Consider the following 24,920-nt stretch of genomic DNA (forward strand, 5'->3'; position numbering starts at 1 on the left):
GCGGCGTGTAGTTTTACTACAAATCTTCCGGCATTTCAGCCCGTCTAATGTATATACGAGTAGTAAAACTACAGATGAGCGGCTTGTGGCCCACGGCTGCGTTGTGAGAATAATCGTTAAGGTTGGTCTTTTTCCAACTACAAAAGGTAAAAGCTTGATGCTGGCTGCCAAAATAAAAGAAATTTCAGCTATTTCTAACTTTTGTTCGACAGTCCCTCAGGTAGTGGGTTTTCGAAAACCACTACATGCAGTCCGTTGTACGCCGATCAAGGATAGACCATGAGCCTCCCTTCGCTTGCTGAACTGCCCGCCATTCTCCTGCCGTTTGTCTCCCGCGCCGAGCAGTCGTTCCGGGCTGCCGTCGCCGCTTTGGACGATGACCACGGGCTGTCTGCCTGGACGCCGGAACGCTGGGCGCAATTCGCCCGCGTGACAGCTGCCAGCGATTTCGTGATTGAACAGTGTGTCCGTGACCCTTTGATGATGCTGCAGCTGGTGCAGTCCGGTGAGCTGGACCGCCGCTACGCTCCCGGAGAGTTGTGCGCGCAGATCGCGGCCGCCGTGAGCGTGGCCGAGACCGACGATCTGCTTGGTCGCGCCTTGCGTCGCCAGCGTGCGCGCCATCAGGTGCGGATCATCTGGCGCGACCTGACCCGCCTGGCCGACCTGGTGCAGACCTGCCGCGACCTTTCGGACATGGCCGATGCCAGCATCGATCAGGCCTATCAATGGTTGTATGTGCGTCATTGCCAGCAGTTCGGCGTACCGACCGGGCGACGCAGTGGCGAGCCGCAGCAAATGGTCATTCTCGGCATGGGCAAGCTCGGTGCCGTGGAGCTGAACCTGTCGTCGGACATCGACCTGATTTTCGCCTATCCCGAGGGCGGCGAAACCGTCGGCGTGAAACGTGCGCTGGATAACCAGGAGTTCTTCATTCGCCTGGGCCAGCGGCTGATCAAGGCCCTGGACCCGATGACCGTCGACGGCTTTGTATTCCGCGTCGACATGCGCTTGCGTCCGTATGGTTCGTCGGGCGCGCTGGTCCTGAGTTTCAATGCGCTGGAGCAGTATTATCAGGACCAGGGGCGCGACTGGGAGCGCTACGCGATGATCAAGTCGCGGGTGGTGGCCGGCGATCAAGTGGCCGGCGCGCAACTGCAGGACATGCTGCGGCCGTTCGTTTACCGGCGTTACCTGGACTTCTCCGCCATTGAAGCGCTGCGCACAATGAAGCAGCTGATCCAGCAGGAAGTGCGGCGCAAGGGCATGGCCGACAACATCAAGCTGGGTTCCGGCGGTATTCGCGAAGTCGAGTTCATTGCCCAGGCGTTCCAGTTGATTCACGGCGGCCGCGATCTGAGCTTGCAGCAACGTCCGCTATTAAAGGTGCTGAGCACACTGGAAGGGCAGGGCTACCTGCCGCCGGCGGTGATCAGCGAGCTGCGTGAAGGCTACGAATTCCTGCGATACACCGAACACGCGATCCAGGCGATTGCCGACCGCCAGACGCAAATGTTGCCCGATGGCGAGCAGGATCAGGCGCGCATTGCCTTTATGCTGGGTTTCGCCAACTGGACGGCCTTCCACGAACAACTGATGTACTGGCGCGGCCGCGTGGCCTGGCACTTCGGGCAGGTGATCGCCGATCCCGACGAAGAGCAGGGCGCCGAAAGCGAAGTGGTGGTCGGCGGTGAGTGGTTGCCGTTGTGGGAAGAGGCCCAGGACGATGAGGCCGCTTGCCGCCAGCTGGAAGAAGGTGGTTTCAAGGATGCTCCCAAGGCCTTGAATGCGTTGGCCGGCTTGCGCAGCAGCCCGCAATTGCGGGCGATGCAGCGTCTGGGGCGCGAACGTCTCGATGCCTTTATCCCGCGTTTGCTCGCGCAGGCCGTGGAACATGCCAATCCGGACCTGGTGCTGGAACGCGTGCTGCCGCTGGTCGAAGCCGTGGCCCGTCGTTCTGCGTACCTGGTGCTGTTGACCGAGAACCCCGGCGCCTTGCGGCGTTTGCTGACGCTGTGCGCGGCGAGCCCATGGATCGCCGAGCAAATCACCCGTTTCCCGCTGCTGCTCGATGAATTGCTCAACGAAGGCCGGCTGTTCAAGCCGCCATTGGCGCCGGAACTGGCTGCCGAACTGCGCGAGCGCCTGACGCGGATTCCCGAGGACGACCTCGAACAGCAAATGGAAGCCCTGCGCCACTTCAAGCTGGCGCACCGCTTGCGGGTGGCCGCCTCGGAAATCGCCGGCAGCCTGCCGCTGATGAAAGTCAGCGATTATCTGACCTGGCTCGCCGAAGCGATTCTCGAGCAAGTGCTGGCCCTGGCCTGGCGCCAGACCGTGGCCAAGTACGGCACGCCGCTGCGCACCGACGGCAGCTTGTGCGATCCCGGCTTCATCATTGTCGGTTATGGGAAAGTCGGCGGCCTGGAACTCGGGCATGGTTCGGACCTGGACCTGGTGTTCATCCACGACGGCGATCCGCAGGCCGAGACCGATGGGCCAAAACCCATCGACGGCGCGCAATTTTTCACCCGTCTGGGGCAACGGATCATTCACTTGCTGACAGCGCAGACCAACTCCGGCCAGCTGTACGAAGTGGACATGCGTCTGCGGCCGTCCGGTGCGTCGGGGTTGTTGGTGAGTTCCCTGGGGGCGTTTGCCCGCTATCAGGAGAACGAAGCCTGGACCTGGGAGCACCAGGCGCTGGTGCGGGCGCGGGTGCTGGTGGGCAGTCAGGATGTCGGCCAGGCCTTCGAGAAAGTCCGCGCCGCGATACTGGGCAAGACGCGTGATCTGCCGACCCTGCGCCAGGAGGTCAGCGAGATGCGCGCCAAGATGCGCGATAACCTCGGCAGCAAGAGCACGGCGGCCGGCACCGGGGCAAATGCCTTCGAAGCCACGGCGCCGTTCGATATCAAGCAGGACGCCGGAGGTATCGTCGATATTGAATTTATGGTGCAATACGCGGCCCTGGCGTGGTCGGAAACACACCCGCCATTGCTGCGCTGGACGGACAACATCCGCATTCTGGAAGAGCTGGAGCATGAAGGGCTGATGCCCGTCGAAGATGCCGGCCTGTTGCGTGAAGCGTATAAAGCGTACCGTTCCGCCGCCCACCGGCAGGCTCTGCAGAAGAACCCGGGGGTGATACCGGCTGACCAGTTCGCGGAAGAACGGCGGCAGGTCATGCGGATCTGGCGCGAGCTGGGGCTAGGCTGAAACGGGATATTCGATACGCCAATATTCCCTGTAGGAGCGAGCTCGCTCGCGATGGTCGTTAACGATGACGCGGCGAGCCTGATGCCCCGCGGCGCTCTCAGGCTCATCGCGAGCAGGCTCGCTCCTACAGTAGATTTGCGTTGTTCTGTAGAATTTTCGAGGCGGGGAGGCGTAGGCCTCCCCGGTTCGTTTATGGAAACCACATGAAAATTCTGATCGTTGGGCCCAGTTGGGTCGGTGACATGGTGATGGCGCAGACACTGTTCCAGTGTTTGAAACAACGCCACCCGCAATGCGAAATCGACGTGCTGGCCCCCGAGTGGAGCCGGCCGATTCTTGAGCGCATGCCCGAAGTACGCCAGGCCTTGAGCTTTCCGCTCGGTCACGGCGTGCTGGAGCTGGCGACGCGTCGGCGCATCGGCAAATCCCTGGCCGGTCAGTACGACCAGGCGATCCTGCTGCCCAACTCCCTGAAGTCGGCGCTGGTTCCGTTCTTTGCCGGCATCGCGAAACGCACCGGCTGGCGTGGCGAATTCCGCTATGGCCTGCTCAATGACGTGCGCACGCTGGATAAAGATCGCTATCCGCTGATGATCGAACGCTTCATGGCCCTGGCCTACGAGCCGGGCGTCGAGTTGCCGAAACCCTATCCGCGTCCGACGCTGCAGATCGACCCGGTTACCCGCGAGGCGGCCCTGGCCAAATTCGGCCTGACCCTCGACCGCCCGGTGTTGGCCCTGTGCCCCGGCGCCGAGTTCGGCGAGTCCAAGCGCTGGCCGTCCGAGCATTACGCCAAGGTCGCTGAAGCGAAGATCCGCGAAGGCTGGCAAGTCTGGCTGTTCGGTTCGAAAAACGATCACGCCGTGGGCGAAGACATCCGCGCGCGGCTGATTCCCGGCCTGCGCGAAGAGTCGGTCAACCTCAGCGGCGGCACCTCGCTGGCCGAAGCCATCGACCTGCTGTCCTGTGCCGACTCCGTGGTGTCCAACGACTCCGGCCTGATGCACGTCGCCGCCGCGCTCAACCGCCCGCTGGTGGCGGTCTACGGGTCGACGTCGCCGGGCTTCACGCCGCCATTGGCCGAGCATGTGGAAATCGTGCGCCTGGGCATCGAGTGCAGCCCGTGCTTCGATCGCACCTGCCGTTTCGGCCATTACAACTGCCTGCGCCAGCTCATGCCGCAGGCTGTGAACGAAGCCTTGCAGCGGTTGCAAGGCACTGTGGTCGAGGTCAAATAGCTTGCGGGTTCTGTTGATCAAGACTTCTTCGCTGGGCGACGTCATTCACGCGTTGCCGGCGTTGACCGACGCGGCGCGGGCGATCCCCGGCATCAAATTCGACTGGGTGGTGGAAGAAGGCTTTGCCGAAATCCCGACCTGGCATCCGGCGGTGGGCAAGGTGATTCCGGTGGCGATCCGTCGCTGGCGCAAAAACATCTGGCAGACCATCAAGAGCGGCGAGTGGAAGCGCTTCAAGCAAAGCGTGCGCGCCACGAAATATGACTTGGTGATCGACGCCCAGGGCTTGCTGAAAAGCGCCTGGCTGACCCGTTACGTCAAGGCGCCGGTGGCCGGCCTCGATAAAAACTCGGCACGCGAGCCCATCGCTGCGCGCTTTTACGATCGACGCCTGGCCGTTGCCCGTGGCCAGCATGCGGTGGAGCGAGTGCGTCAGTTGTTCGCCATCGCCTTGGGCTACGACTTGCCCAAGGGCCTGGGCGACTATGGCTTGAGCGTCGAGCGCCTGGTGGAGTTGCCGCGCAAGAACCCGTACGTGGTGTTTCTGCACGGCACCACCTGGGACACCAAGCACTGGCCCGAAGCCTACTGGCGCGAGCTGACCGAACGGGTCGGCTACCTTGGCGTCGGCGTGAAGCTGCCGTGGGGCAACGCCCAGGAAAAAGCCCGGGCCGAGCGCATCGCCGCCGGTTTCAAACACGCCGAAGTGCTGCCCAAATTGAACCTGGCGGGTGTCGGCAAGGTGCTGGCCGGCGCTCAGGCCTGCGTGGCGGTGGACACCGGCCTGGGCCATCTGGCCGCCGCGCTGGATGTGCCGACGCTGTCGCTGTTCGGCCCGACCAATCCGGGCCTGACCGGCGCCTATGGCAAAGTGCAGATTCACCTGGCCAGCGACTTCCCCTGCGCGCCGTGCCTGCAAAAGAAGTGCACCTATCAACCGACGGCCGAAGATGCCCGTCAATTCGACCTGAAACGCGAGTGGCCGTTGTGCTTCACGCGTCTGAACCCCGAGCGTGTCGCCAGCCGACTGAGCACGTTGTTAATGGCTGAGGAGCTGCGCTGATGCAATTGGCATTTGTCCTGTACAAATATTTTCCGTTTGGCGGCTTGCAGCGCGATTTCATGCGCATTGCCCTGGAGTGCCAGAAGCGCGGCCATCAGATTCGCGTCTACACGCTGATCTGGGAAGGCGACGTGCCCCCGGGTTTCGAAGTGCTGGTGGCGCCGGTCAAGGCGTTCTTCAACCATCGGCGCAACGAAAAGCTCAGCGAATGGATGGAGGCGGACCTGGCCAAGCGCCCGGTCGATCGCCTGATCGGCTTCAACAAGATGCCGGGCCTGGACGTCTACTACGCCGCCGACGGTTGCTTCGAAGACAAGGCGCAGAACCTGCGCAATTCGCTGTACCGCCGCTGGGGCCGTTATCGCCACTTCGCCGAGTACGAACGCGCGGTGTTCGCCAAGGACGCCAAGACCGAAGTGTTGATGATTTCCGAGGTCCAGCAGCCGCTGTTCATCAAGCATTACGACACGCCGCTGGAGCGTTTCCACCTGCTGCCACCGGGTATCGCCCAGGACCGTCGCCGGCCGGCCGATGCCGATGAAATCCGCGCCGGGTTCCGCGCCGAATTCAATCTCAAGGACGACGAGCTGTTGCTGGTGCAGATCGGCTCCGGGTTCAAGACCAAGGGTGTGGACCGCAGCCTCAAGGCGCTGGCGGCATTGCCCGCCGAGCTGAGGAAACGCACCCGGCTGTTTGTAATTGGCCAGGATGACCCCAAGTTATTCCAGATGCAGAGCGCGACTTTGGGGCTGGGCGACAACGTCACCTTCCTCAAGGGGCGCAGCGATATCCCGCGTTTCCTGCTGGGCGCCGATCTGTTGATCCACCCGGCGTACAACGAAAACACCGGCACCGTGCTGCTCGAAGCGCTGGTGGCCGGTTTGCCGGTGCTGGTGAGCGCGGTGTGCGGTTACGCCCATTACATCGCCGAGGCCGATGCCGGCCTGGTGCTGGACGAACCGTTCGATCAGGCACAGCTCACGCAGTACCTGACCGGTATGTTGAACGACGCTCAAGCAAGGGCGGCCTGGAGCCGCAATGGTCTGGCCTTCGCCGAGACGGCCGACCTCTACAGCATGCCGCAGCACGCGGCCGATGTGATTCTGGCGGAGCACGCTTAAATGAAGTTGATGCTGGCTGAACCGTTCAAGAGCCTCTGGGCCGGACGCGACCCGTTCGCCGAAGTCGAGGGACTCGAGGGCGAGGTGTACCGCGAGCTGGAAGCACGCCGGACATTGCGCACGGAAGTCGACGGCAACGGGTTTTTCGTGAAAATCCACCGTGGCATCGGCTGGGGCGAAATCTTCAAGAACCTGCTCACCGCCAAATTGCCGGTACTCGGCGCGGGCCAGGAGTGGAAGGCGATCCAGCGCCTGCAGGAAGTCGGCGTGCCGACCATGACCGCCGTCGCGTACGGCGAAAAGGGCAGCAACCCGGCCGACCAGCACTCGTTTATCGTCACCGAAGAGCTGGCGCCGACGGTCAGCCTCGAAGATTTCAGCATCAACTGGATCAAGCAGCCGCCCGAGCCAAGACTCAAGCGCGCGCTGATCGCCGAAGTCGCACGCATGACCGGCATGATGCACCGCGCCGGGGTCAACCACCGCGACTGCTACATCTGCCATTTCCTGCTGCACACCGACAAGCCGGTGACCTTTGATGACTTCAAGCTCTCGGTGATCGATCTGCACCGCGCCCAGACCCGCCCGGCGATCACCTCGCGCTGGCGCAACAAGGATCTGGCCGCGCTGTACTTTTCCGCCCTGGATATAGGCCTGACCCGCCGCGATAAATTGCGCTTTCTCAAGGGCTATTTCCAGCGGCCGTTGCGGCAGATCCTGAGCGAAGAGGCCGGGCTGCTGAGCTGGCTCGAAGGCAAGGCCAACAAGCTCTATGACCGCAAGCAGCGATACGGGGATGCGCTCTGATGTCGGGCTGGAAACTGGAGCCGGCCTACAGCGACCTGACCGATGACTTCGGCAGCCTTGAGGCCGTGTTCGCGCTGCAAGGCGAGCGGTTGACCAAGGACCCGCTGTCCGAGGTCATTCGTGTGCAGCGCAATGGCGTCAACTATTACGTCAAGCGCTACGTCGGCGCTGGCAAAGGCCTGCGCCGCTATCTCGGCAAGCCACGGGTGAAAATGGAGTGGCAGAACCTCAAGCGTTTTGCCAAGTGGGGCATCCCCACCGCCGAAGTGGTGGCCTGGGGGCTGGAGCGACGTGGCGCGGCCTACGCCCGCGGCGCGATGATTACCCGGGAGCTGCCACGCACCGAAGACTTGTCGGCACTGGCCGAACGGCACGATCCGAAACTGTCGGATCGCGCCTGGGTCGACGCCGTCAGCCGTCAACTGGCGCAGTACACCCGGACCATGCACGACCATCGCTTCACCCATAATGATCTGAAGTGGCGCAACCTGCTGATCGATGATGAGGCCCGACTGTTTCTGATCGATTGCCCCAACGGCGATTTCTGGCGCGGTTTTTGGCTCAAGTACCGCATCACCAAGGATCTGGCGTGCCTGGACAAGGTCGCCAAGTATCAACTGTCGGCTACCCAGCGCCTGCGCTTTTACCTGCAATACCGCGACCGGACCCGGCTCAACGCCGCGGACAAGAAGCGTATCCGGCACGTGGTGAGATTTTTCGAGGGACGCGAATGACTGATTTCCTGGCCGCTGAAGACCGTGCGCTGCTTGAGCGCCATGGCCTCGGCACGTTCGAGGCACTCTGGGCCAAACAGCTCGATGCGGTGGACGAACCCAACACCGCTCGCGGCGGCTGGAGCAGTGTGTTCCGGCTGGACCTGGAAGGTCATGGTTACTATCTCAAGCGCCAGAGCAACTACCTGACCCGCACGCTGCGCGCGCCGTTCGGCGAGCCGAGTTTTGCCCGCGAGTTTCGCAACATCTCCCGTTACCGGAAGATGGGCATTCCGGCGCTGGAGGCGGCGTTCTACGGGGAGCGCAAGGTCGATGGCGAGGTCCGCGCGATCCTGCTGACCCGCGCCCTGGATGGCTGGGACGACCTCGACTCGCTGTTGCAGCGCTGGAATGAATTGAGCCCCGAGCAGCACTCGGAAATCCTCAAGGCCAGTGGTGAACTGGCCCGGCAGCTGCACGCTGCGCGGCAGGTGCATGGGTGCTTCTATCCCAAGCACATTTTCATGCGCGCCTCCGGTACCGGCTATCAGGCGCAATTGATCGACCTGGAAAAGACCCGGCCGCTGCTGTACGGGCAGCGCGACCGAATCAAGGACCTGGAACCGCTGACACGCCGCGCGCCCGAGTGGGGCGAGTCGCAACTGCGGCAATTGCTGGCCGCCTATCTGGATCAACCGCAAGACAGCACGCTGATCGACAGCTGGCTGCAGCGGTTGACCGCGCGACGCAGTCAGAAGGGGCCGCGCTGATGCGATTGTCCGAACTGAAGTCCGCTGGCCGCACCCCAAGCTTGCCACTGAGCGTTTCGCTGGCCGACGCCGCCGGCCCTGCCGATCTGCAGCTGCTGAGCCTGTTGCGGGTGTTGCCGGGCCAGCGTTATGTCGGTGCCGGCGTCTGGCGTGGCCGGCCGGTGTTGGCCAAGTTGCTGGTCGGCAGCAAGGCTGCACGGCACTTCCAGCGTGAACTGGATGGCGTGCGCCGGCTCTCCGATCAGGGGCTGACCACGCCGCAGCTGTTGGCCGACGGCCTGAAGGAAGGCGAGGGTGGCTGGCTGCTGTTCGAATTCCTGGAAGGCGCCGAAAGCCTGGGTGATACCTGGAACCAGGTCGAGCAGCAACCCGTATTGTCCGATGGACAAGGGGCCGTGCTGGCCGAGGCGTTGGGCGCGATTGGCCAGATGCACCGCAAGGGCCTGTGGCAGGAAGATCTGCACCTGGACAACCTGCTGCGTCAGCGTGGTCGCCTGTACCTGATCGACGGCGCCGGGATTTGCTCCGAAACGCCGGGCCAGCCGCTGTCGCGGCAGAAGGTCCTGGAAAACCTCGGGGTGTTCTTCGCCCAGTTGCCGAAATCGATCGAGCCCTTCATTGAAGAGTTGCTGGTGTATTACCTGCTCAGCAACGGCGAACACGCCCTGCCCATGGAAGCGTTGCAGAAGCAGATCGACAAGGTCCGCAGCTGGCGCCTCAAGGACTATCTGATCAAGGTCGGCCGCGAGTGCACGCTGTTCAGCGTCCAGCGCGGGGCCTTCGGCTTGCGGGCGATTCGTCGCGAGGAAGAGGCCGCCATGCTGCCGGTGCTGGAGCAGGCCGATGCCCTGCTCGAGCGGGGGCATCTGTACAAGACCGGCGGCGCGGCGAGCGTCGGCAAGGTCGAGGCGGATGGCCGCACGCTGGTGATCAAGCGCTACAACATCAAGGGGTTCGCCCACTGGCTCAAGCGTTTCTGGCGCCCGAGCCGGGCCTGGCATTCCTGGCGCGAAGGCAATCGCCTGGCGTTCCTGGGGATTGCCACGCCCAAGCCGCTGGCGTTGCTGGAAACGCGTTTTCTGTGGCTGCGCAGCCGTGCCTATTTGATCACCGAGTATCTGCCGGGACCGGACATCATCGAGCGTTTTGCGCCCTATGTTGAAAGCGGTGATGCGCCGGAGGCCGAACTGGCGGCGCTGGATCATCTGTTTGCCGAACTGATTCGTGAGCGCATCAGCCATGGCGACTTCAAGGGGCATAACCTGTTCTGGCAGCGGGATCGCTGGGCGCTGATCGACCTTGATTCGATGTGTCAGCACGGCTCGCTTGGCAGTTTTGCGCCGGCGTATGCGAGGGATCGCGCGCGGTTCATGCGCAACTGGCCGGAGAGTAGTGCTCTTTATCAGGTCATTGATCAGCGATTGCCCAAAGATATCTCTAGCGCTGGCTGATCCAGGACCTTCGGTCCTATCGCGGGCAAGCCCGCTCCCACAGGGATTGGCGGTGAGCACAAAACCTGTGGGAGCGGGCTTGCCCCGGGCGGCGTTCCGACGATGAGGGCGACAGGTTCTTGTGATCGGTCCTACGCATTCTTGGGAAGCCATGAACTGTGGCCGAAATCACCCCGATGCTAGTTTGCCTGACGTTCTCGGAGGGCAAGCTGTGTCGATCAAAATGGCAGTTTCATCGGGTGTTTTATCAGTGTCGTTAATGGGTTGCGGGACCGCCGCTACGGTCCTGCAGGATGAAGCCGAAGCTGCTCAAGGCTTACGCAGTCAAAAGACCTATTGCCAATCCATTCCCCGGGTCTACAGCGGCCTCGCCTATGACTTCTGCGTATTGAACGCACCGCCCGATCCCACGGGCATCCTCGTACCGCTCATTCTGATCGACCTGGCCCTGTCCGGCGCACTGGACACCGCCGCCTTGCCCTACACGATTTACCGGCAAAGCGTGGACGGCAATATCCTTGTCTACTGGCGGCCTTCGCGCGGTTAAAAGCAATCACAAGGTCACCACCGTGGTTGCTTGCCGCTTGTAGCTAGAGGCTAGCCGCTGCTTTTACGCTATAATCCCGCCCTTTAGCTGTCTCTCGCCCCTTGCGAGGGCACATTAATTTTTGAGGCGCTTGCGCCTGTATGCAGACTAAAGAGGCTAGACCCCTGTGGCATTGACGATTCTTGGCCTGTCCGGCGCCCTTAGCCATGATCCTTCCGCAGCCCTGTACATCGACGGCAAGCTGGTCGCGGCGGCTGAAGAGGAACGCTTCGTACGCGATAAACATGCAAAGAACCGCATGCCCTACGAATCGGCGAAATTCTGCCTGGAACAGGCCGGTATCAAGCCGTCCGACGTTGACGTGGTCGCGATTCCATTCGCCCCGATCAGCCTGTTCGGCAAGGCCCGCTGGCAGTACGCCAAGCGTTACTGGTACGCCCCGGACCGCGCCCTCGACGCGATCCTGATGGGCAACCGTCGCTACAAGCGCTATCGCAACAAGATCGTCTGGTGCCTGGAGCAACTGGGTTTCGATCCGAAGAAGATCAAGATCGAGCCGGTCGAACACCACCTGGCCCACGCCTCCAGCGCTTATCACTGCTCCGGTTTCAAAGAGAAAACCGCAATCCTTGGCATCGACGGCAAGGGCGAGTACGCCACGACCTTCTTCGGTTACGGCGAAAACGGCAAGATCCACAAGATCAAGGAATTCTTCGATCCTGACTCCCTCGGCGGCCTGTATGGCGCGATCACCGAGTTTCTCGGTTTCGATATGCTCGACGGTGAGTTCAAGGTCATGGGCATGGCGCCGTACGGCGACGCCAGCAAATACGATTTCTCGCGCCTGGCTTCGTTCGAGAACGGCGAGCTGGTAATCAACACCGACTACGCCAACGTCATCGGCCTGCGTCGCTACAAAGAGAAGGGCAAGGGTTACTACTTCTCGCCGAAGCTGATCGAGTGGCTGGGTCCGAAGCGCGAAGGCGACATCGCCGACGAGCCTTACATCCACTACGCCGCGAGCATTCAAGCGCTGTTCGAAAAAATTTCGCTGCAGATGATCGACCACTACCTGGGCGACGTGCTCAAGGAAACCGGCAAACTGGCCTACGCCGGTGGCTGTGCGTTGAACGTCAAGCTGAACCAGAAAATCATCGCCCGCGACGACGTCAAGGAGCTGTTCGTACAGCCGGCGTCCGGTGATGCCGGCACCGCCGTCGGCGCTGCTGCCTATGTGTCCCACGCCCGTGGCGTACCGGTCGAGAAGATGGAACACGTCTACCTCGGCCCGTCGTACAGCAACGAAGACGTGATCGCGGCCTGCGCCCGTCACGAGAACAAGCCGACCTGGCGCAAGCTCGACAACATGCCGGAGCAGATCGCCAAGATCATGGTCGATGGCAACCCGGTGGCCTGGTTCCAGGGGCGCATGGAGTTCGGTCCGCGCGCACTGGGCGGCCGTTCGATCATCGGTTGCCCGAGCATTCCTGGCGTGGCGGATCGCATCAACCACCAGATCAAGTTCCGCGAGCGCTGGAGGCCTTTCTGCCCGTCGATGCTCGACACCGTCGCGCCGCAGATGATCAAGATCGATCACCCGGCGCCGTTCATGACCTTCACCTTCGAAGTGGCGGAAGAGTGGAAGACCCGTGTGCCGGAAGTCGTCCACGAAGACGGTACTTCCCGCGCCCAGGTGCTCAAGCGCGAATACAACCCGCGCTACTACGACATGATGAAGGCGCTGGAAGTGCTCACCGGCAACGGCGTGTCGCTCAACACCTCGCTCAACCGTCGTGGCGAGCCGATGATCTGCTCGCCGACCGATGCGCTGAACATGTTCTTCGGATCGGATCTACAGTATCTGATCATGGAAGACATCCTGGTGGTCAAAGAGGGCGCGAACGCCTATGACACGTTCGGCTGAACGCCATGTGCTGCAGTTCTGCCACGGCTATGACGGGCCGTTCCTGGACTGCGCACGGCAGTACGCCAGCCTGTTCGCGGGGACCGGTTATCGCGTGACCACGGTGTTTCTCACCGGGGTTGCCGATGCCGAGGTCGCCGCGGGCTGCGCTTCCGACGAAGTGCTGTTCATGGAGTACAGCTCCAAGGCCATTCGTGGCCTGAAGCTGGGCGCCATCGGCGATCTGCGCAAGATCGCCGCTTCACGCAATTTCAGTTTCTGTATTGCCCACCGCTTCAAGCCGATCTACATCGCCTTGCTCGGCACTTCGCTGCCGGTCATTGGCGTGCACCACGGCTTTGAAGACTACAAACGGGGCAGCCGCAAATTCTTTGCGCACATATTCCGCAAGCGTTTGAGCCTGCTCGGTGTGTCCGACGCAGTCCGCGACGACATGCGCGATTGCCTGCCGAAGTGGCCGGCTTCGCGCATTCAGACCTTGTACAACCGCATCGACGTGGACGCCTTGCAAGCCACCCAGGTGTCGGCACGCCAGGCCCGGGAAACCCTCGGGCTGGCGGCGGATGCCTGGATCGTCGGCAACGTCGGACGGCTGCATCCGGACAAGGATCAGGCCACGCTGCTCGAAGGTTTCGCCAAGGCGTTGCCCGGCTTGCCGGCCAACAGCCAACTGGTGATTCTCGGAAAGGGGCGCCTGGAGGAAGACCTCAAGGCTCAAGCCCGCGAACTGGGTATCGGTGACCGGGTGCTGTTCCTCGGCCAGGTAGCGGATGCGCGCAACTACTTCCGGGCCTTCGATGTGTTTGCCCTGAGTTCCGATCACGAACCGTTCGGCATGGTGCTGCTGGAGGCCATGGCTGCCGGCGTACCCTTGCTCGCCACAGCGTGCGGCGGTGCGAAGGAAGTGGTCGAAGGCGTGGGCATCCTGTTCCCGCTGGGCGATGCCGAGCATCTGGCCCAGGGGCTGCAACACCTGGCCGGCATGGATGATCAGCAACGCCGGCAGTGTGCCGAGTTGATGCTCGAGCGCTTGCGCGAACGCTTTTCCGATCGCGCAGTGCGCGACGCTTTCTGGCACTTGCCGCACGTTACCGAACTGGCACAGAGGGGCTGATGCTCAACCGATTTCAAGGCTGGCGCGAGCGTGGCTGGGCGGTAGTCGACGCCTCGACTTACGCCGAAACCTGGCAGCGCTATGGCGGCAGCGTCGCGACCCATCCGATGGTGGTCGAGCGGCTGGCACAACTGGCCGACATTCCGGTGCGTTACCTGGCTTGGATGCAGGGTGATGAGGTCAAGGCGGCAATCCCGACCTGGGGACGCGACCTGGCCTTGTCCAAGGACGTGCTCAAGCGTCGCGGCAAAAAAGGCCTGTTCGACCTGGGCAACGCCGAAATCATCCTGCCCGCCGCTGCCGACGCCCAGGCGCCTTTGCGCCATCGCGCGCGGTATCTGTCGGCGTTGAACGAAGGCCGATTCACTGGCATCAAGCTGCAAGCCGAACAGCTGGCCATGGCCCGCACACCCGAAGAGCTGTCGAAAAAGTTTCGCTATAACCAGCGCCGCGAATTGCGCTTGCTGGAAGAGGCCGGTGGCGTGGTGCGACCGGTGTCCGAATTTTCCAGTGCAGAGCTGTCGGCGATTTATTGCGACCTGTTCCAGCGCCGCTGGGGTTTCCCGGCGACGGGTGCCGAACGCATGGCCGAGGTCATCGAGTTGCTGCGCGAGTTGCTGATCGGCTCGGTGATTTTCCTCAACGATGCGCCGATTGCGATTCAACTGGTGTACCGCGTCGAAACCCCGCAGTGGATCAGCGTCGAGTACATCAACGGCGGGGTCGATCCCGAGACTCGCGAGTTCAGCCCCGGCAGCGTGCTGAGTTTTCTCAATACGCAAAGCGCCTGGGAGCATGCCCGGGCGCAGGACAAACCGTTGCGCTTCTCCTTCGGTCGCGCCGACCGTGAGTACAAGGATCGCTGGTGCAACCCCGTACCGGTCTTCACCGTATGAGCCAAGCCATGAGCCGCAAACAGCAACTGCTCAAGCGCCACCGGCGCAATAAACGTATCGGCCTGCTGATTGCGCTGGTGCTGTTGATCGTCATCGGTCTGTTGGTGGCCTGGTGGTTGCCGCTGGTGCTGGCGGTCCTCGGCTGGATTGCCCACGAGGCCTGGTTTGCCGACCATCTTTTCTACTCACCGAAAGACGACTACCAATACAGCTTTCCCCCGTACACGCCCCAACCCAAGGTGCACCTGAGCGGCGAACATTTGCGCCTGGACGAGGGCGTGATGCTGGTCGACGACGCGACGTTGGTACTGGCCCTGCGGGTAAAAAGCACCTGGCTGGGACGCTTTATCGATCCGGTGGTCGAGTTGCTGGGTGGCGAAAACCCTGACCGACAATCGTTCGAGCGGGGCGTGAACGGCCTGCGTTACCTCAATCTCAGTGGTCAGGCTCAGGCACTGTCCCGCGGTGACCTGCGCTTGCGCGGGCGTTTCTGTCGCGTACTCGGCGAGCCCGTGCTGTGGGCCTTCGAGCATCCGGACTACCGGCGCCAGCGGGTGATGGTCATCGCGCCCCACGCCGACGACGCCGAACTGGCGGCCTACGGTCTGTACAGCCAGGCTGACGAAACCTGGATCGTCACGCTGACCGCCGGTGAAATCGAGGCCGAACACTACCGGCAGATGGGCCTGAACAAGGCCGACGCAGCTCGCTTGAAAGGCCGTCTGCGCACCTGGGACAGCATCGCCGTGCCACGCTGGGCCGGCGTGCCCGAAGCCCATTGTGTGCAGTTGGGTTATTTCTGCCTGCAACTGGCGAGCATGCAGGCCGCGCCCGGTGTGCCGGCGGGATCGCGGGAAGCGGACATGAGCGATACCCGGCTGTTCCGCCGGTTGAATCCTTTCGCGCTGCCGGGCGATGCCGATGGCGCGCCGACCTGGAACAATCTGCTGGCGGATCTGCGTGAGCTGTTGCTGCGGGCCCGGCCCGAAGTCATCGTCCTGCCGCATCCGACCCTGGATCCGCATCCCGATCATATCTGCGCACAGGCAGCAGTCCTCGAAGCCTTGCAAGGCCTGGACTGGCAACCGAGCACACTGTTGGGTTACGCCAATCACCTGCACGACAACGACCGCTGGCCGATGGGTGATACCGGTGATGGCATCGCCTTGCCGCCTGCCTTCGATTCGGCCCGGCCGATGCAGCCTTACTGCCTGCCGATGCCGCTGGAGCAACAGCGCGACAAAGCCATGGCGTTGGGCATGATGCACGACCTGCAACCGCCAATGCCGTTCAAGCGTCGCTTGCGTCGGCTGATCCAGCGGATGTTGGCCGGCCGGTTGCCGCCCACCTATGGCGAGAACGAATTCTTTCGCAAGGCAGTCCGGCGCCACGAGCTTTTGTGGTCCATCAAGCACACACCAGGCAATGTTTCTCAGCGGGGAGAGTTATGAGTCAGCGGTCAAAGGTCCTGCAGCTGCAGCCTGACTACAACGTCAAAGCCCATGATTTTGCCGACCTCGCGGAGCAAATCGTCAAGGCCCTGCCCAGTGATCGCTATGAAGTGACCGCCGCGTTTTTACGCGGCAAGCCCGGGCCGGGCGAAGCGGTGAGCCGGGCCGACCGTTCGGTGTACTTCGAGTTTTCCGACAAGTCCCTCAAGGGCATGCGCCTGCGGGCGATGTGGCAGCTGTACAAGTTCTGCCGCCGGGAAAAATTCGACGTGGTGATCTGCAACCGCTTCAAGCCGGTGAACATGATGCTGGCGCTCAACCGCTGGTTGAAAGTGCCGCTGTGCATCGGCATTTCCCACGGCTTTGGCGAGTACGACCGTTTTTACCGGCGCCGCCAGACCCAGCGCCTGATCGATCGTCACTGGCGCTTTGTCGGCGTGTCGCCTGCGGTGAAACAGTATCTGCTGGACTGTGACTGCGGCTTCACCGACCAGAATACCTACGCCATCACCAATGCCATCGACATCGAGCAGGCCGAAGGCCTGCAACACAGTCGTGAAAAGGCCCGCGAAATGCTCGGCATCGATCAGTCGGTGCGGCTGATCGGCGCGTTGGGGCGGCTGGTGCCGGTCAAGGGCCATATCTATTTGCTGCAGGCCTTCGCCGCACTCAAGGACAAATACCCCAATACCCAGCTGGCGATCATCGGTGCCGGCCGCGAAGAGTCGCGCCTGGCGGCGGAAATCGACCGCCTCGGCCTCAGCGGTCGCGCCCATTTGCTGGGGTTCAAGGAAATTGCCCTGCAGTACATTCGCGCTTTCGACATCTGGACCATGCCCTCCCTGGCCGAAGGCCTCGGGCTGGCGCTGCTTGAAGGCATGAGTGGGCATTTGCCGGTGATCGCCTCGAACGTGCCGGCGATGTTGCCGCTGATCGAGGGCGCCGGTGGCCTGGCGATTACGCCCAAGGATGTGCCGACGTTGCAGGCTGCGCTGGACACTTACCTGGGGCTGTCGGACGACGAGCTCAAGGCCAAGGGCGAGCAGGCCTTCCGTTATCTGCAACAACACCATGACATCGAGGAATTCCGTCGCGAATACCTCAATCTGATCGACTCCGGCCTGGAACAGGCCCGCAAGGAACAGCCATGAACGACGCGCAACCCATCGTCACGGTCATCATCGCGTCGTACAACCACGCCCCCTACATTGAGCAAAGCATTCTCAGCGTCCTCAACCAGACCTATCGGAACATTGAGTTGCTGGTGATCGACGATGGCTCGAAGGATGACAGCGTCGAGCGGATCAAGGCGTTGCAGGCCATCCATGGTTTCGACTTCCGGGTCCAGGAAAACCAGGGGCTGACCAACACCCTCAACGGTGCGATTGCCCGGGCAAAGGGCAGCCTGATCGTGCCGTTCGGTTCGGATGACATCATGTTGCCGGAGCGCATCGCCATCCAGGTCGCGCACATGGACGGCAAGCCCGAGGTCGGCATCTGCGCCGGCAACATCGAGCTGATCGATGCCGACGGCAATCTCTACCCGGAAAAGCGCCAGCGCCGGGATGTGCCGTTCCGTCGGCTGGACTTCGATGACATGTTCCTCGAGCGCAAGCCCTATCCTCCGGCGCCGACCCTGATGATCCGTCGCGAAGCGCTGGAGAAAGTAGGCGGTTTCGACCCGACCATTCGCCTGGAAGACTTGCTGATCGAGTTGAAGGTGACCCATGCCGGTTATTTCATCGACGGTCTGAATGTGTTGATGGCGCGCTATCGCAAGCACGCCACCAACTCCTACAAGAACCACCGCTTCATGATCGACAGCATCCTGCGCACGTACGCGCTCTTCAGCGATCACCCGCTGTATGACGAGGTGCGCTACAAGTTTCTCAACTCCATGTTCCTCAAGACCGCCAACCGTGACCGCAAGCTGGCGCGCGAGCTGCTGGCGCAGATTCCTTTCAAGGCCTGGAACAAGAAAACCTGGCGCGGGTTGGGCCGGATGTACTTCTCGCGGCTGGAAAAAGACTGAGCCTCAGGCTCGACTCGGGAGGGATTGCTCAACGTTGTTGAGCTGTCTTCTCCAGGTCTTCCCTGGCCCTTCTGTTCTGGCGTAACCAGTGCAGGGTTTTCTTGCCGGCATTGATACCGGGCTTTTCGATGTACCGGTAAGTCAGGCTGCTGATGATGATCAGCAGACAACTGCACACGGCCATCAACGGCAGGAAGACCCAGGCTTGCCGGGCGTCGAGATGCAGCAACGGTGGCAATCGCTGCACCAGGACCCAGAGCACGAAACCGTGCAGCAAATACGTGCTGTAGCTGATTTCCCCCAGCCAGCGGATGCTGCGTGGCCGCAAGGCGCCGAACAAGGTATTGCCGGATGCCACGATCCCGAAAAACAGTGACAGCAGCAGTAACGCCCCCAGGTTGAATGCCCGGCTGAACAGCGTAAAGGTGATGGCCAGCGCGAGCAGGGCGATGATGCCCGCCAGCGGCGTCAGGCTCCAGGCGACCCATGTCGGGCGGCGAATCCAGTACGCCGCAGCGATGCCGCCGAGGAAGCTGGCCAGGAAGTGCTTCTTCAGCGAGTGTTCCCAGCCGATCAGCTCATACAGGGCGTAGATGCCGATCAGGCACAGCACCGTCTGCAGCCAGCCACCGCGATAAATGAACACCATCGCCGCCAGTGGCAGGGCCAGGTAGAAAAACACTTCGTAGCCCAGCGTCCAGGTGACGTTGGAGATCAGCATGCCGGTCTGGTGGTACTGGTTGACGTCTGGCCGGTCGAAGGTCAGCCAGGCCAGGGTCTGGCCAACGAGCTGGATGCCGGAGTCCTTGAGTTCCCAGTCCTGCAGATAGAACACGCAGACAAACACGGTCAACATCAGCGGCAGGTAGAGCGGATACAGGCGAAACAACCGCGATAGCGCAAACGCCAGCCAGTCGTGTCGTCGCCCGTGGGTGAGCAGCCGGTCCCAGAACAGAAACCCGGTGATCATGAAAAAGAGGGCAACGCTGCCCTGGCCGAGCTGCGAGTAGAAATTGCTCGGCGGGAAATTGATCACGCCCGTTCGCAGAAAGATCCAGGTAATGATCGAGTGGTGCACAAACACACCGAAGGCCAGATACCCGCGCAGGCCGTCGATACCGGCAAAGCGGCTTTCATTGCCATGCTCCAGCTGTCGGGTGAGACCTGGTACCGTGCGCAGCAGTAGCGCAGCGGTCGCGATGGCGAGCAGGTAGGCCGTCATCGCGATAAGCGGGTTGGTTTCTGTCATCAGTGAGCTCGGGCCGGCGGATTCCCGGCCAGCACTTGCCTGTGCAAATTATCCACGTCGGCTTTCGAAGCCGCCGCGGCGTATCCCTGCAGTAGCGCTTCGAAGTGATCCTCGAACAGCCAGTGCCGATCTTCTGCGTAGCGCTGCATATGGCGCAGATTACGCCGACGCAGGGAAGGGCTCAATGATGAAGGGTAAATTCGCAGGTCGGCCAGGTCGATCAGCCCGAACTCGCCGTCCTCCAGCACCAGCACATTGCCCAGGTGCAGGGAGCGGAAATAGACCCCTTGCTGATGCAATTGAGCCATGAACTTGCCGAAACGCTCCACCAGGGCCTGGCGCACCGCTGGGGCGGTGATGCCTTGCAGGATCTGGCGCAGTGTATTGCCCGTCAACGGCGAGTAGTGCACAGCGGTGCTGCCGTCTTCGAAGCGGTAAAGGTCGAGGATCTGCGGGGTCGGGATGCCCATGTTGCGCAGTTGCACGCTGTTGACGGCAAAACGATCGGAATAGGGTGTGAAACTGCCCGAGGTGTACCAGCGGCGGCGACGGAACAGCTTGAGAAAGCTGCCGTCGATCAGACGCAGGACTTTGGGGCCCAGACCGTCTTCTTCGATGATGCGGGCATCAGCCGTCAGCTGTTGCAGGGCGTTTGGCGCCATGGTCTTGATCGGCTTGTCGAGCAGGCGCCTGGCCCGTTGATTGATGCTCAATGCGGCAATCAGCGCCAGAGGGATCCACAGCAGGAACCAGTGCTCCTTGGGTCGCGAGATGATCCCGCCACCTTCGGTCAGGCCCGCACCGACGCCGAAGGCCAGCCAGGCCGAGGCAATGATGAACAGCGGTTGCACGCGATGGCGCAGGCTGCTGATAAAGCTGTACGCGAGGAAGAACAGCCATGGCAGCAGGCCGATAATGCCGACGTAGTAGAGCACGCCCAAGGCAAAGCTATGGGGTTCCTGGAGGGTGTAGCCGACGCCGGGGTCCAGGCTCAGTTCGGCGTTGTAGCCGTGTCCGATCCATGGGTGCTCAGCGATCCTGCCCAGGGTCAATTGCCAGAGTTCGATGCGGAAAGAGCTGCCTCTTGCAATGATTTTGTCGGCAAATAGCAGGAATGTCGCCGTTCCGGCGATAAGCGTGGCGCCAATCAGCAAGGCCGAGCGGCGATTCCAGCAGATCAAGCCCAGCCATAGTGCAGCGATTGTCAGCGCTACCAGGGGAGTCCTGGAACCGGTGGCCAGCACCGCTGCGAACATGATCGCCATCGCTGGCAAGCTCAACCAAAGTATCTGCGGACGCTTGCAGGTCATGCTCAGGCTCAGCCAGTAGGTGCAGAAAAAGCCGAACATGTGGGAGCTGAGCAGGGGGTTGTCGAAGGCGCCTACACCGATCATGCGCATTTCCGGCTGGTAGATTTGCCCGAACCTGTACAGGTTATAGACAGAGGCAACCAGTGCCACCATCGCGGCGCAGAACAGCAGGGGCTGAATGATTTCGCTGCGATAGCGCACCAACAGGTAGCAGCCTACGAACAGCAACAGGGTATGCAATGACGGCTTGAACTGGCCGGCCGGGACGTCGTTTACCGGGCCCCAGCCCAGGCTGAGCAAGGCCCACGCCAAAAACAGCAGGACTGCAATGACGATCGGTTCGTGCAGCAGTTCCTTGGCGAGCCGCGGACGCAGGCACAGTGCAATCAGTGCCGGAATGCTGAACAGGCCATAGTAAAGCTTGTGATGCACACTGCGCCCGGGCAGGAAAAACAGTGCGCAGAGCAGCAATAAATAACCGAGCGGAAGGATCCACAGACAAATGAAATCGAAGATTCTATTGGACGTGCTGTTCAAAGCGTTTAATTGCATGCTGAGTAACTTATTCCTGAATTGAGCGACCATACCAAGGCAGGGACATCTGGTGGCTATTTGACGCGCCACAATACACAGACTGTATGCGATTGCCAGAACCCAGAGGAAGCTGTGCTAAAGTCAGCGTCCTTTTTCATCGACATTCGCGTGATATGACCGACTCCAGTCTCTGCGCAAGCCCATCGAGCTTGAAAATCTATTTCCGTCTGCTCGGCTACGTACGGCCGTACATCAGCCTGTTCCTGATCAGCATCGTCGGTTTTCTGATTTTCGCTTCGACGCAGCCAATGCTGGGCTACATCCTCAAGTATTTCGTCGACGGTCTGTCCAATCCTGAAGCAGTGCTGTTTCCGAGCGTGCCCTACCTGCGTGACCTGCAACTGCTGCAGGCGGTGCCGTTGTTGATCATCCTGATCGCCGCGTGGCAGGGGTTGGGGTCGTACCTGGGCAACTACTTCCTGGCCAAGGTTTCCCTGGGCCTGGTCCATGACTTGCGCGTCCAGCTGTTCAACAACCTGCTGGTGTTGCCAAACCGCTATTTCGACAAGCATAACTCGGGGCACCTGATTTCACGTATCACCTTCAACGTGACCATGGTCACGGGGGCGGCAACAGATGCGATCAAGGTCGTAATTCGTGAAGGCATGACAGTGATCTTCCTGTTTGCCTCGCTGCTGTTCATGAACTGGCGCCTGACGCTGGTGATGGTCGCCATCCTGCCGCTGATCGCCATCATGGTGCGTACGGCCAGCAAGAAATTCCGCAAGCAGAGCAAGAAAATCCAGCTGGCCATGGGCGACGTGACGCATGTGGCGTCCGAAACGATCCAGGGCTATCGCGTGGTGCGCAGCTTCGGCGGTGAAAAGTACGAAGAGAAACGCTTCTTCGACGCCAGCCAGGGCAATACCGACAAGCAATTGCGCATGACCCGTACCGGCGCCATCTACACACCGCTGCTGCAATTGGTGATCTACACCGCCATGGCCGTGCTGATGTTCCTCGTGCTGTTCCTGCGGGGCGATGCGTCCGCCGGCGACATGGTGGCCTACATCACCCTGGCCGGCCTGCTGCCCAAGCCGATTCGCCAGCTGTCCGAAGTCAGCTCGACCATCCAGAAGGGTGTGGCCGGCGCTGAAAGCATCTTCGAGCAACTGGATGTCGAGCCTGAAGTCGATACCGGCACCGTCGAGCGTGACGTCGTCAGCGGCCGCCTGGACGTGCGCAACCTCAGCTTCACCTACCCGGACACCGAACGTCAGGTGCTCGATGACATCAGTTTCTCGGTTGAACCCGGGCAAATGGTGGCGCTGGTGGGGCGTTCCGGCAGTGGCAAGTCAACCCTGGCCAACCTGATTCCGCGTTTCTACCACCACGACAAGGGCGAAATCCTCATCGATGGCGTCGAGGTGGAACAGTACAAACTGTTGAACCTGCGCAAGCACATCGCCCAGGTAACCCAGCACGTGACCCTGTTCAGCGACACCGTGGCCAACAACATCGCCTATGGCGACCTGGCCGGGGCGCCGCGTGAAGACATCGAAAAAGCCGCCAAAGACGCCTATGCGATGGACTTCATCGCTCAGTTGCCCGAAGGCCTGGACACCCAGGTCGGGGAAAACGGCGTGCTGCTGTCCGGTGGCCAGCGTCAGCGCCTGGCGATTGCCCGAGCGCTGTTGAAAAATGCCCCGGTGCTGATTCTCGATGAGGCGACTTCGGCACTCGACACCGAATCCGAGCGGCATATTCAGGCGGCGCTGGATCAGGTCATGAAAGGCCGTACCACGCTGGTGATCGCTCACCGCCTGTCGACCATCGAGAAGGCCGACCTGATCCTGGTCATGGACCAGGGGAAAATCGTCGAGCGCGGTACCCACGCTCAACTGCTGGCGCAGAACGGCTACTACTCGCGCCTCAACGCGATGGGCCTCGACGCCCCGGCCGAAGACATCGCCTGACCCCGAAGGGGCGAGCCTGGCTCGCCCTTTTGCTCACCCGGCGTGCAACGCGTCCGGTGATTTGTATCCAGTCCTTTACGCTTCTTGACCAAACCGGAATAAATCTCGGCAACGTGCTTGTTAAGGTTCCTGAACGAACTTTGACTTGAATCGAGAGGGCCATCCCTTTCGCGCGGGTGTCTGCATGTTGCAACGTTATCTCTGGAAGCTGTTACCCAAGCCGCAACGGGCGTTTCTGCTGGGGCGCCTGTCGGTCGTGGACCGGCAAGTGGTGAACAAGTCGATGTCGGCCAGTGTCAGCTTCCCCAAGCCCTTCGAGCAGCGTTCCTGCCTGTTTATCCACGTTCCCAAGTGTGCCGGCAGCAGTGTCTGTGCGGCCATGTTTGACGACTGGAGCCCGGGCCATTTGCCGTTGTACTGGTACGAGCAGCAATTTCCCGCGCAGTTTGCCGCCAGTTTCAAGTTCGCCTTCGTGCGCGATCCCCTGGAAAGGGCCTATTCAGCTTACGCATTCCTGCGGGGCAACGCCTTGGGGGCGCGCGATCACGCGGCGCAGAGACTGGTCAGCCATTACCGTGACTTTGACGACTTCGTCGGCCGCTGGCTGCACCCGGAGACGATCCGGCGGCAACTGCACTTCGCCGCGCAAACGGATTTCCTGACGGACTCCATGGGCCGTCTGGCGCTGGACTTCATTGGCTACCAGGAACACCTGTCGCGGGATTTCAGGCTGGTTTGCGAACAATTGGATTACCCGGTGGACCTGCCCCACGTGAACAGGTCGCAGCAGCGGCGCCCGATGCCCGTGCGCGAGTTCTGCTCGGTGCGCACCCGCAGGTTGGTGCGACGGGTCTATCAGCGTGATTACGAGATGCTTGGATATGAATGAAGCCGTGTCGTTGTCCCGCCACTCGATCAGGCCCTACCGGTTGTTGCTGTCGAGCGAGGAGCGTGCCGCCCTCAAGTCGCAGACTCCGCGCTGTCTGTGGCTGACGGGGTTGTCAGGGGCCGGCAAGTCGACCCTGGCCAATGCCCTGGAGCTGCAGCTCAATCGACAGGGGCTGCACACCTTTGTGCTCGACGGCGACAACCTGCGCGCCGGCCTGTGCCGTGACCTGGGGATGGGGGTGCAATGTCGGCGGGAAAATATCCGGCGCACCGCCGAAGTGGCGCGCCTGATGGTCGACGCCGGTTTGATCGTGATCGTCGCGGCCATCTCGCCGTTCCGCGCCGATCGTGAAGCGGCACGTCGATTGTTTGCCGACGCAGACTTCATCGAAGTGTTTGTGAGCACGCCGTTTGCGGTGTGCGCGCAACGTGACCCCAAGGGATTGTATCGGGCGGCCCGGGAAGGCCGGATCAAGGACTTCACCGGCATCGACAGTCCCTATGAGGCGCCGCTGCAAGCGGAGTGCGAAATCGATACGCATGCCCTGGAAATGGCTGAGGCCTGCCGTCGCCTGACAGCTTTATTGCTCAAAAAATGAGCAATAAAGCCCGGATAA

At 61.6% G+C, this 24,920-nt stretch carries 20 protein-coding genes; 18 read left to right on the forward strand and 2 right to left on the reverse strand.

Features of this window, described 5'->3' with window-relative positions; all coding sequences use genetic code 11:
* Positions 1–279 precede the first annotated feature (279 nt).
* The 15 genes from glnE (at position 280) to AB4O16_RS18765 (ending at position 18,346) form a co-directional block, all read left to right on the forward strand.
* Complete coding sequence (gene glnE, locus AB4O16_RS18695; RefSeq protein WP_160390569.1) at positions 280–3,219, forward strand: bifunctional [glutamate--ammonia ligase]-adenylyl-L-tyrosine phosphorylase/[glutamate--ammonia-ligase] adenylyltransferase; 2,940 nt, start codon at positions 280–282, stop codon at positions 3,217–3,219.
* 203 nt (positions 3,220–3,422) lie between these two features.
* Positions 3,423–4,457: a lipopolysaccharide heptosyltransferase II gene (gene waaF, locus AB4O16_RS18700; RefSeq protein WP_253557579.1), complete on the forward strand. Its 1,035-nt coding sequence runs from the start codon at positions 3,423–3,425 to the stop codon at positions 4,455–4,457.
* A gap of 1 nt (position 4,458) precedes the next feature.
* Complete coding sequence (gene waaC / locus AB4O16_RS18705; RefSeq protein WP_160390567.1) at positions 4,459–5,520, forward strand: lipopolysaccharide heptosyltransferase I; 1,062 nt, start codon at positions 4,459–4,461, stop codon at positions 5,518–5,520.
* On the forward strand, positions 5,520–6,641 hold the full coding sequence (locus AB4O16_RS18710; RefSeq protein WP_160390566.1) for a glycosyltransferase family 4 protein: 1,122 nt from the start codon (positions 5,520–5,522) through the stop codon (positions 6,639–6,641). The genes waaC and AB4O16_RS18710 overlap by 1 nt, the downstream gene beginning before the upstream one ends.
* Positions 6,642–7,448 (forward strand): lipopolysaccharide core heptose(I) kinase RfaP, encoded by an 807-nt coding sequence (gene rfaP, locus AB4O16_RS18715; protein WP_460155518.1) that lies wholly within the window; start codon positions 6,642–6,644, stop codon positions 7,446–7,448.
* Positions 7,448–8,182: a lipopolysaccharide kinase InaA family protein gene (locus AB4O16_RS18720; RefSeq protein ID WP_160390564.1), complete on the forward strand. Its 735-nt coding sequence runs from the start codon at positions 7,448–7,450 to the stop codon at positions 8,180–8,182. The genes rfaP and AB4O16_RS18720 overlap by 1 nt, the downstream gene beginning before the upstream one ends.
* Positions 8,179–8,931, forward strand: coding sequence for a lipopolysaccharide kinase InaA family protein (locus AB4O16_RS18725; RefSeq protein ID WP_460155519.1), 753 nt, complete (start codon positions 8,179–8,181; stop codon positions 8,929–8,931). The genes AB4O16_RS18720 and AB4O16_RS18725 overlap by 4 nt, the downstream gene beginning before the upstream one ends.
* Positions 8,931–10,382, forward strand: a complete 1,452-nt coding sequence (locus AB4O16_RS18730) for a lipopolysaccharide kinase InaA family protein (protein WP_460155520.1) — start codon at positions 8,931–8,933, stop codon at positions 10,380–10,382. Before AB4O16_RS18725 ends, AB4O16_RS18730 begins: the two co-directional genes overlap by 1 nt.
* 211 nt (positions 10,383–10,593) lie before the next feature.
* Positions 10,594–10,929, forward strand: a complete 336-nt coding sequence (locus AB4O16_RS18735; RefSeq protein ID WP_460155521.1) for a YceK/YidQ family lipoprotein — start codon at positions 10,594–10,596, stop codon at positions 10,927–10,929.
* A 166-nt stretch (positions 10,930–11,095) separates the two neighbouring features.
* Positions 11,096–12,853: a carbamoyltransferase family protein gene (locus AB4O16_RS18740; RefSeq protein ID WP_160390560.1), complete on the forward strand. Its 1,758-nt coding sequence runs from the start codon at positions 11,096–11,098 to the stop codon at positions 12,851–12,853.
* Complete coding sequence (locus tag AB4O16_RS18745; protein ID WP_460155522.1) at positions 12,837–13,967, forward strand: glycosyltransferase; 1,131 nt, start codon at positions 12,837–12,839, stop codon at positions 13,965–13,967. Before AB4O16_RS18740 ends, AB4O16_RS18745 begins: the two co-directional genes overlap by 17 nt.
* A complete protein-coding gene (locus AB4O16_RS18750) occupies positions 13,967–14,863 on the forward strand; it encodes an antimicrobial resistance protein Mig-14 (protein ID WP_460155523.1) in 897 nt (298 codons plus the stop codon). Before AB4O16_RS18745 ends, AB4O16_RS18750 begins: the two co-directional genes overlap by 1 nt.
* 8 nt (positions 14,864–14,871) lie before the next feature.
* Positions 14,872–16,314 (forward strand): PIG-L deacetylase family protein, encoded by a 1,443-nt coding sequence (locus AB4O16_RS18755; RefSeq protein WP_160390557.1) that lies wholly within the window; start codon positions 14,872–14,874, stop codon positions 16,312–16,314.
* Positions 16,311–17,465 (forward strand): glycosyltransferase family 4 protein, encoded by a 1,155-nt coding sequence (locus AB4O16_RS18760; protein ID WP_160390556.1) that lies wholly within the window; start codon positions 16,311–16,313, stop codon positions 17,463–17,465. The genes AB4O16_RS18755 and AB4O16_RS18760 overlap by 4 nt, the downstream gene beginning before the upstream one ends.
* Positions 17,462–18,346 (forward strand): glycosyltransferase, encoded by an 885-nt coding sequence (locus tag AB4O16_RS18765; protein WP_160390555.1) that lies wholly within the window; start codon positions 17,462–17,464, stop codon positions 18,344–18,346. Before AB4O16_RS18760 ends, AB4O16_RS18765 begins: the two co-directional genes overlap by 4 nt.
* Before the next feature lie 28 nt (positions 18,347–18,374).
* Here AB4O16_RS18765 and AB4O16_RS18770 read toward each other — a convergent pair whose 3' ends face one another.
* Together AB4O16_RS18770 and AB4O16_RS18775 are read right to left on the reverse strand one after the other, a co-directional pair.
* Complete coding sequence (locus AB4O16_RS18770; RefSeq protein ID WP_460155524.1) at positions 18,375–19,595, reverse strand: acyltransferase family protein; 1,221 nt, start codon at positions 19,593–19,595, stop codon at positions 18,375–18,377.
* Positions 19,595–21,457: an O-antigen ligase family protein gene (locus AB4O16_RS18775; protein WP_460155525.1), complete on the reverse strand. Its 1,863-nt coding sequence runs from the start codon at positions 21,455–21,457 to the stop codon at positions 19,595–19,597. Before AB4O16_RS18775 ends, AB4O16_RS18770 begins: the two co-directional genes overlap by 1 nt.
* Before the next feature lie 155 nt (positions 21,458–21,612).
* On the opposite strand from AB4O16_RS18775, the gene msbA reads away from it, so the two are divergent.
* The 3 genes from msbA to cysC all read left to right on the forward strand — a co-directional run bounded on the left by msbA (position 21,613) and on the right by cysC (position 24,902).
* Positions 21,613–23,415 (forward strand): lipid A export permease/ATP-binding protein MsbA, encoded by a 1,803-nt coding sequence (gene msbA / locus AB4O16_RS18780; RefSeq protein WP_160390552.1) that lies wholly within the window; start codon positions 21,613–21,615, stop codon positions 23,413–23,415.
* 184 nt (positions 23,416–23,599) lie between these two features.
* Complete coding sequence (locus tag AB4O16_RS18785) at positions 23,600–24,304, forward strand: sulfotransferase family 2 domain-containing protein (RefSeq protein WP_460155526.1); 705 nt, start codon at positions 23,600–23,602, stop codon at positions 24,302–24,304.
* Positions 24,297–24,902 carry an adenylyl-sulfate kinase gene (gene cysC, locus AB4O16_RS18790; protein WP_460155527.1) on the forward strand — a complete coding sequence of 202 codons (606 nt, stop codon included), beginning with the start codon at positions 24,297–24,299 and terminating at the stop codon, positions 24,900–24,902. The genes AB4O16_RS18785 and cysC overlap by 8 nt, the downstream gene beginning before the upstream one ends.
* Positions 24,903–24,920: the final 18 nt, after the last annotated feature.

It is taken from the genome of Pseudomonas sp. S2_H10, from assembly GCF_054668285.1.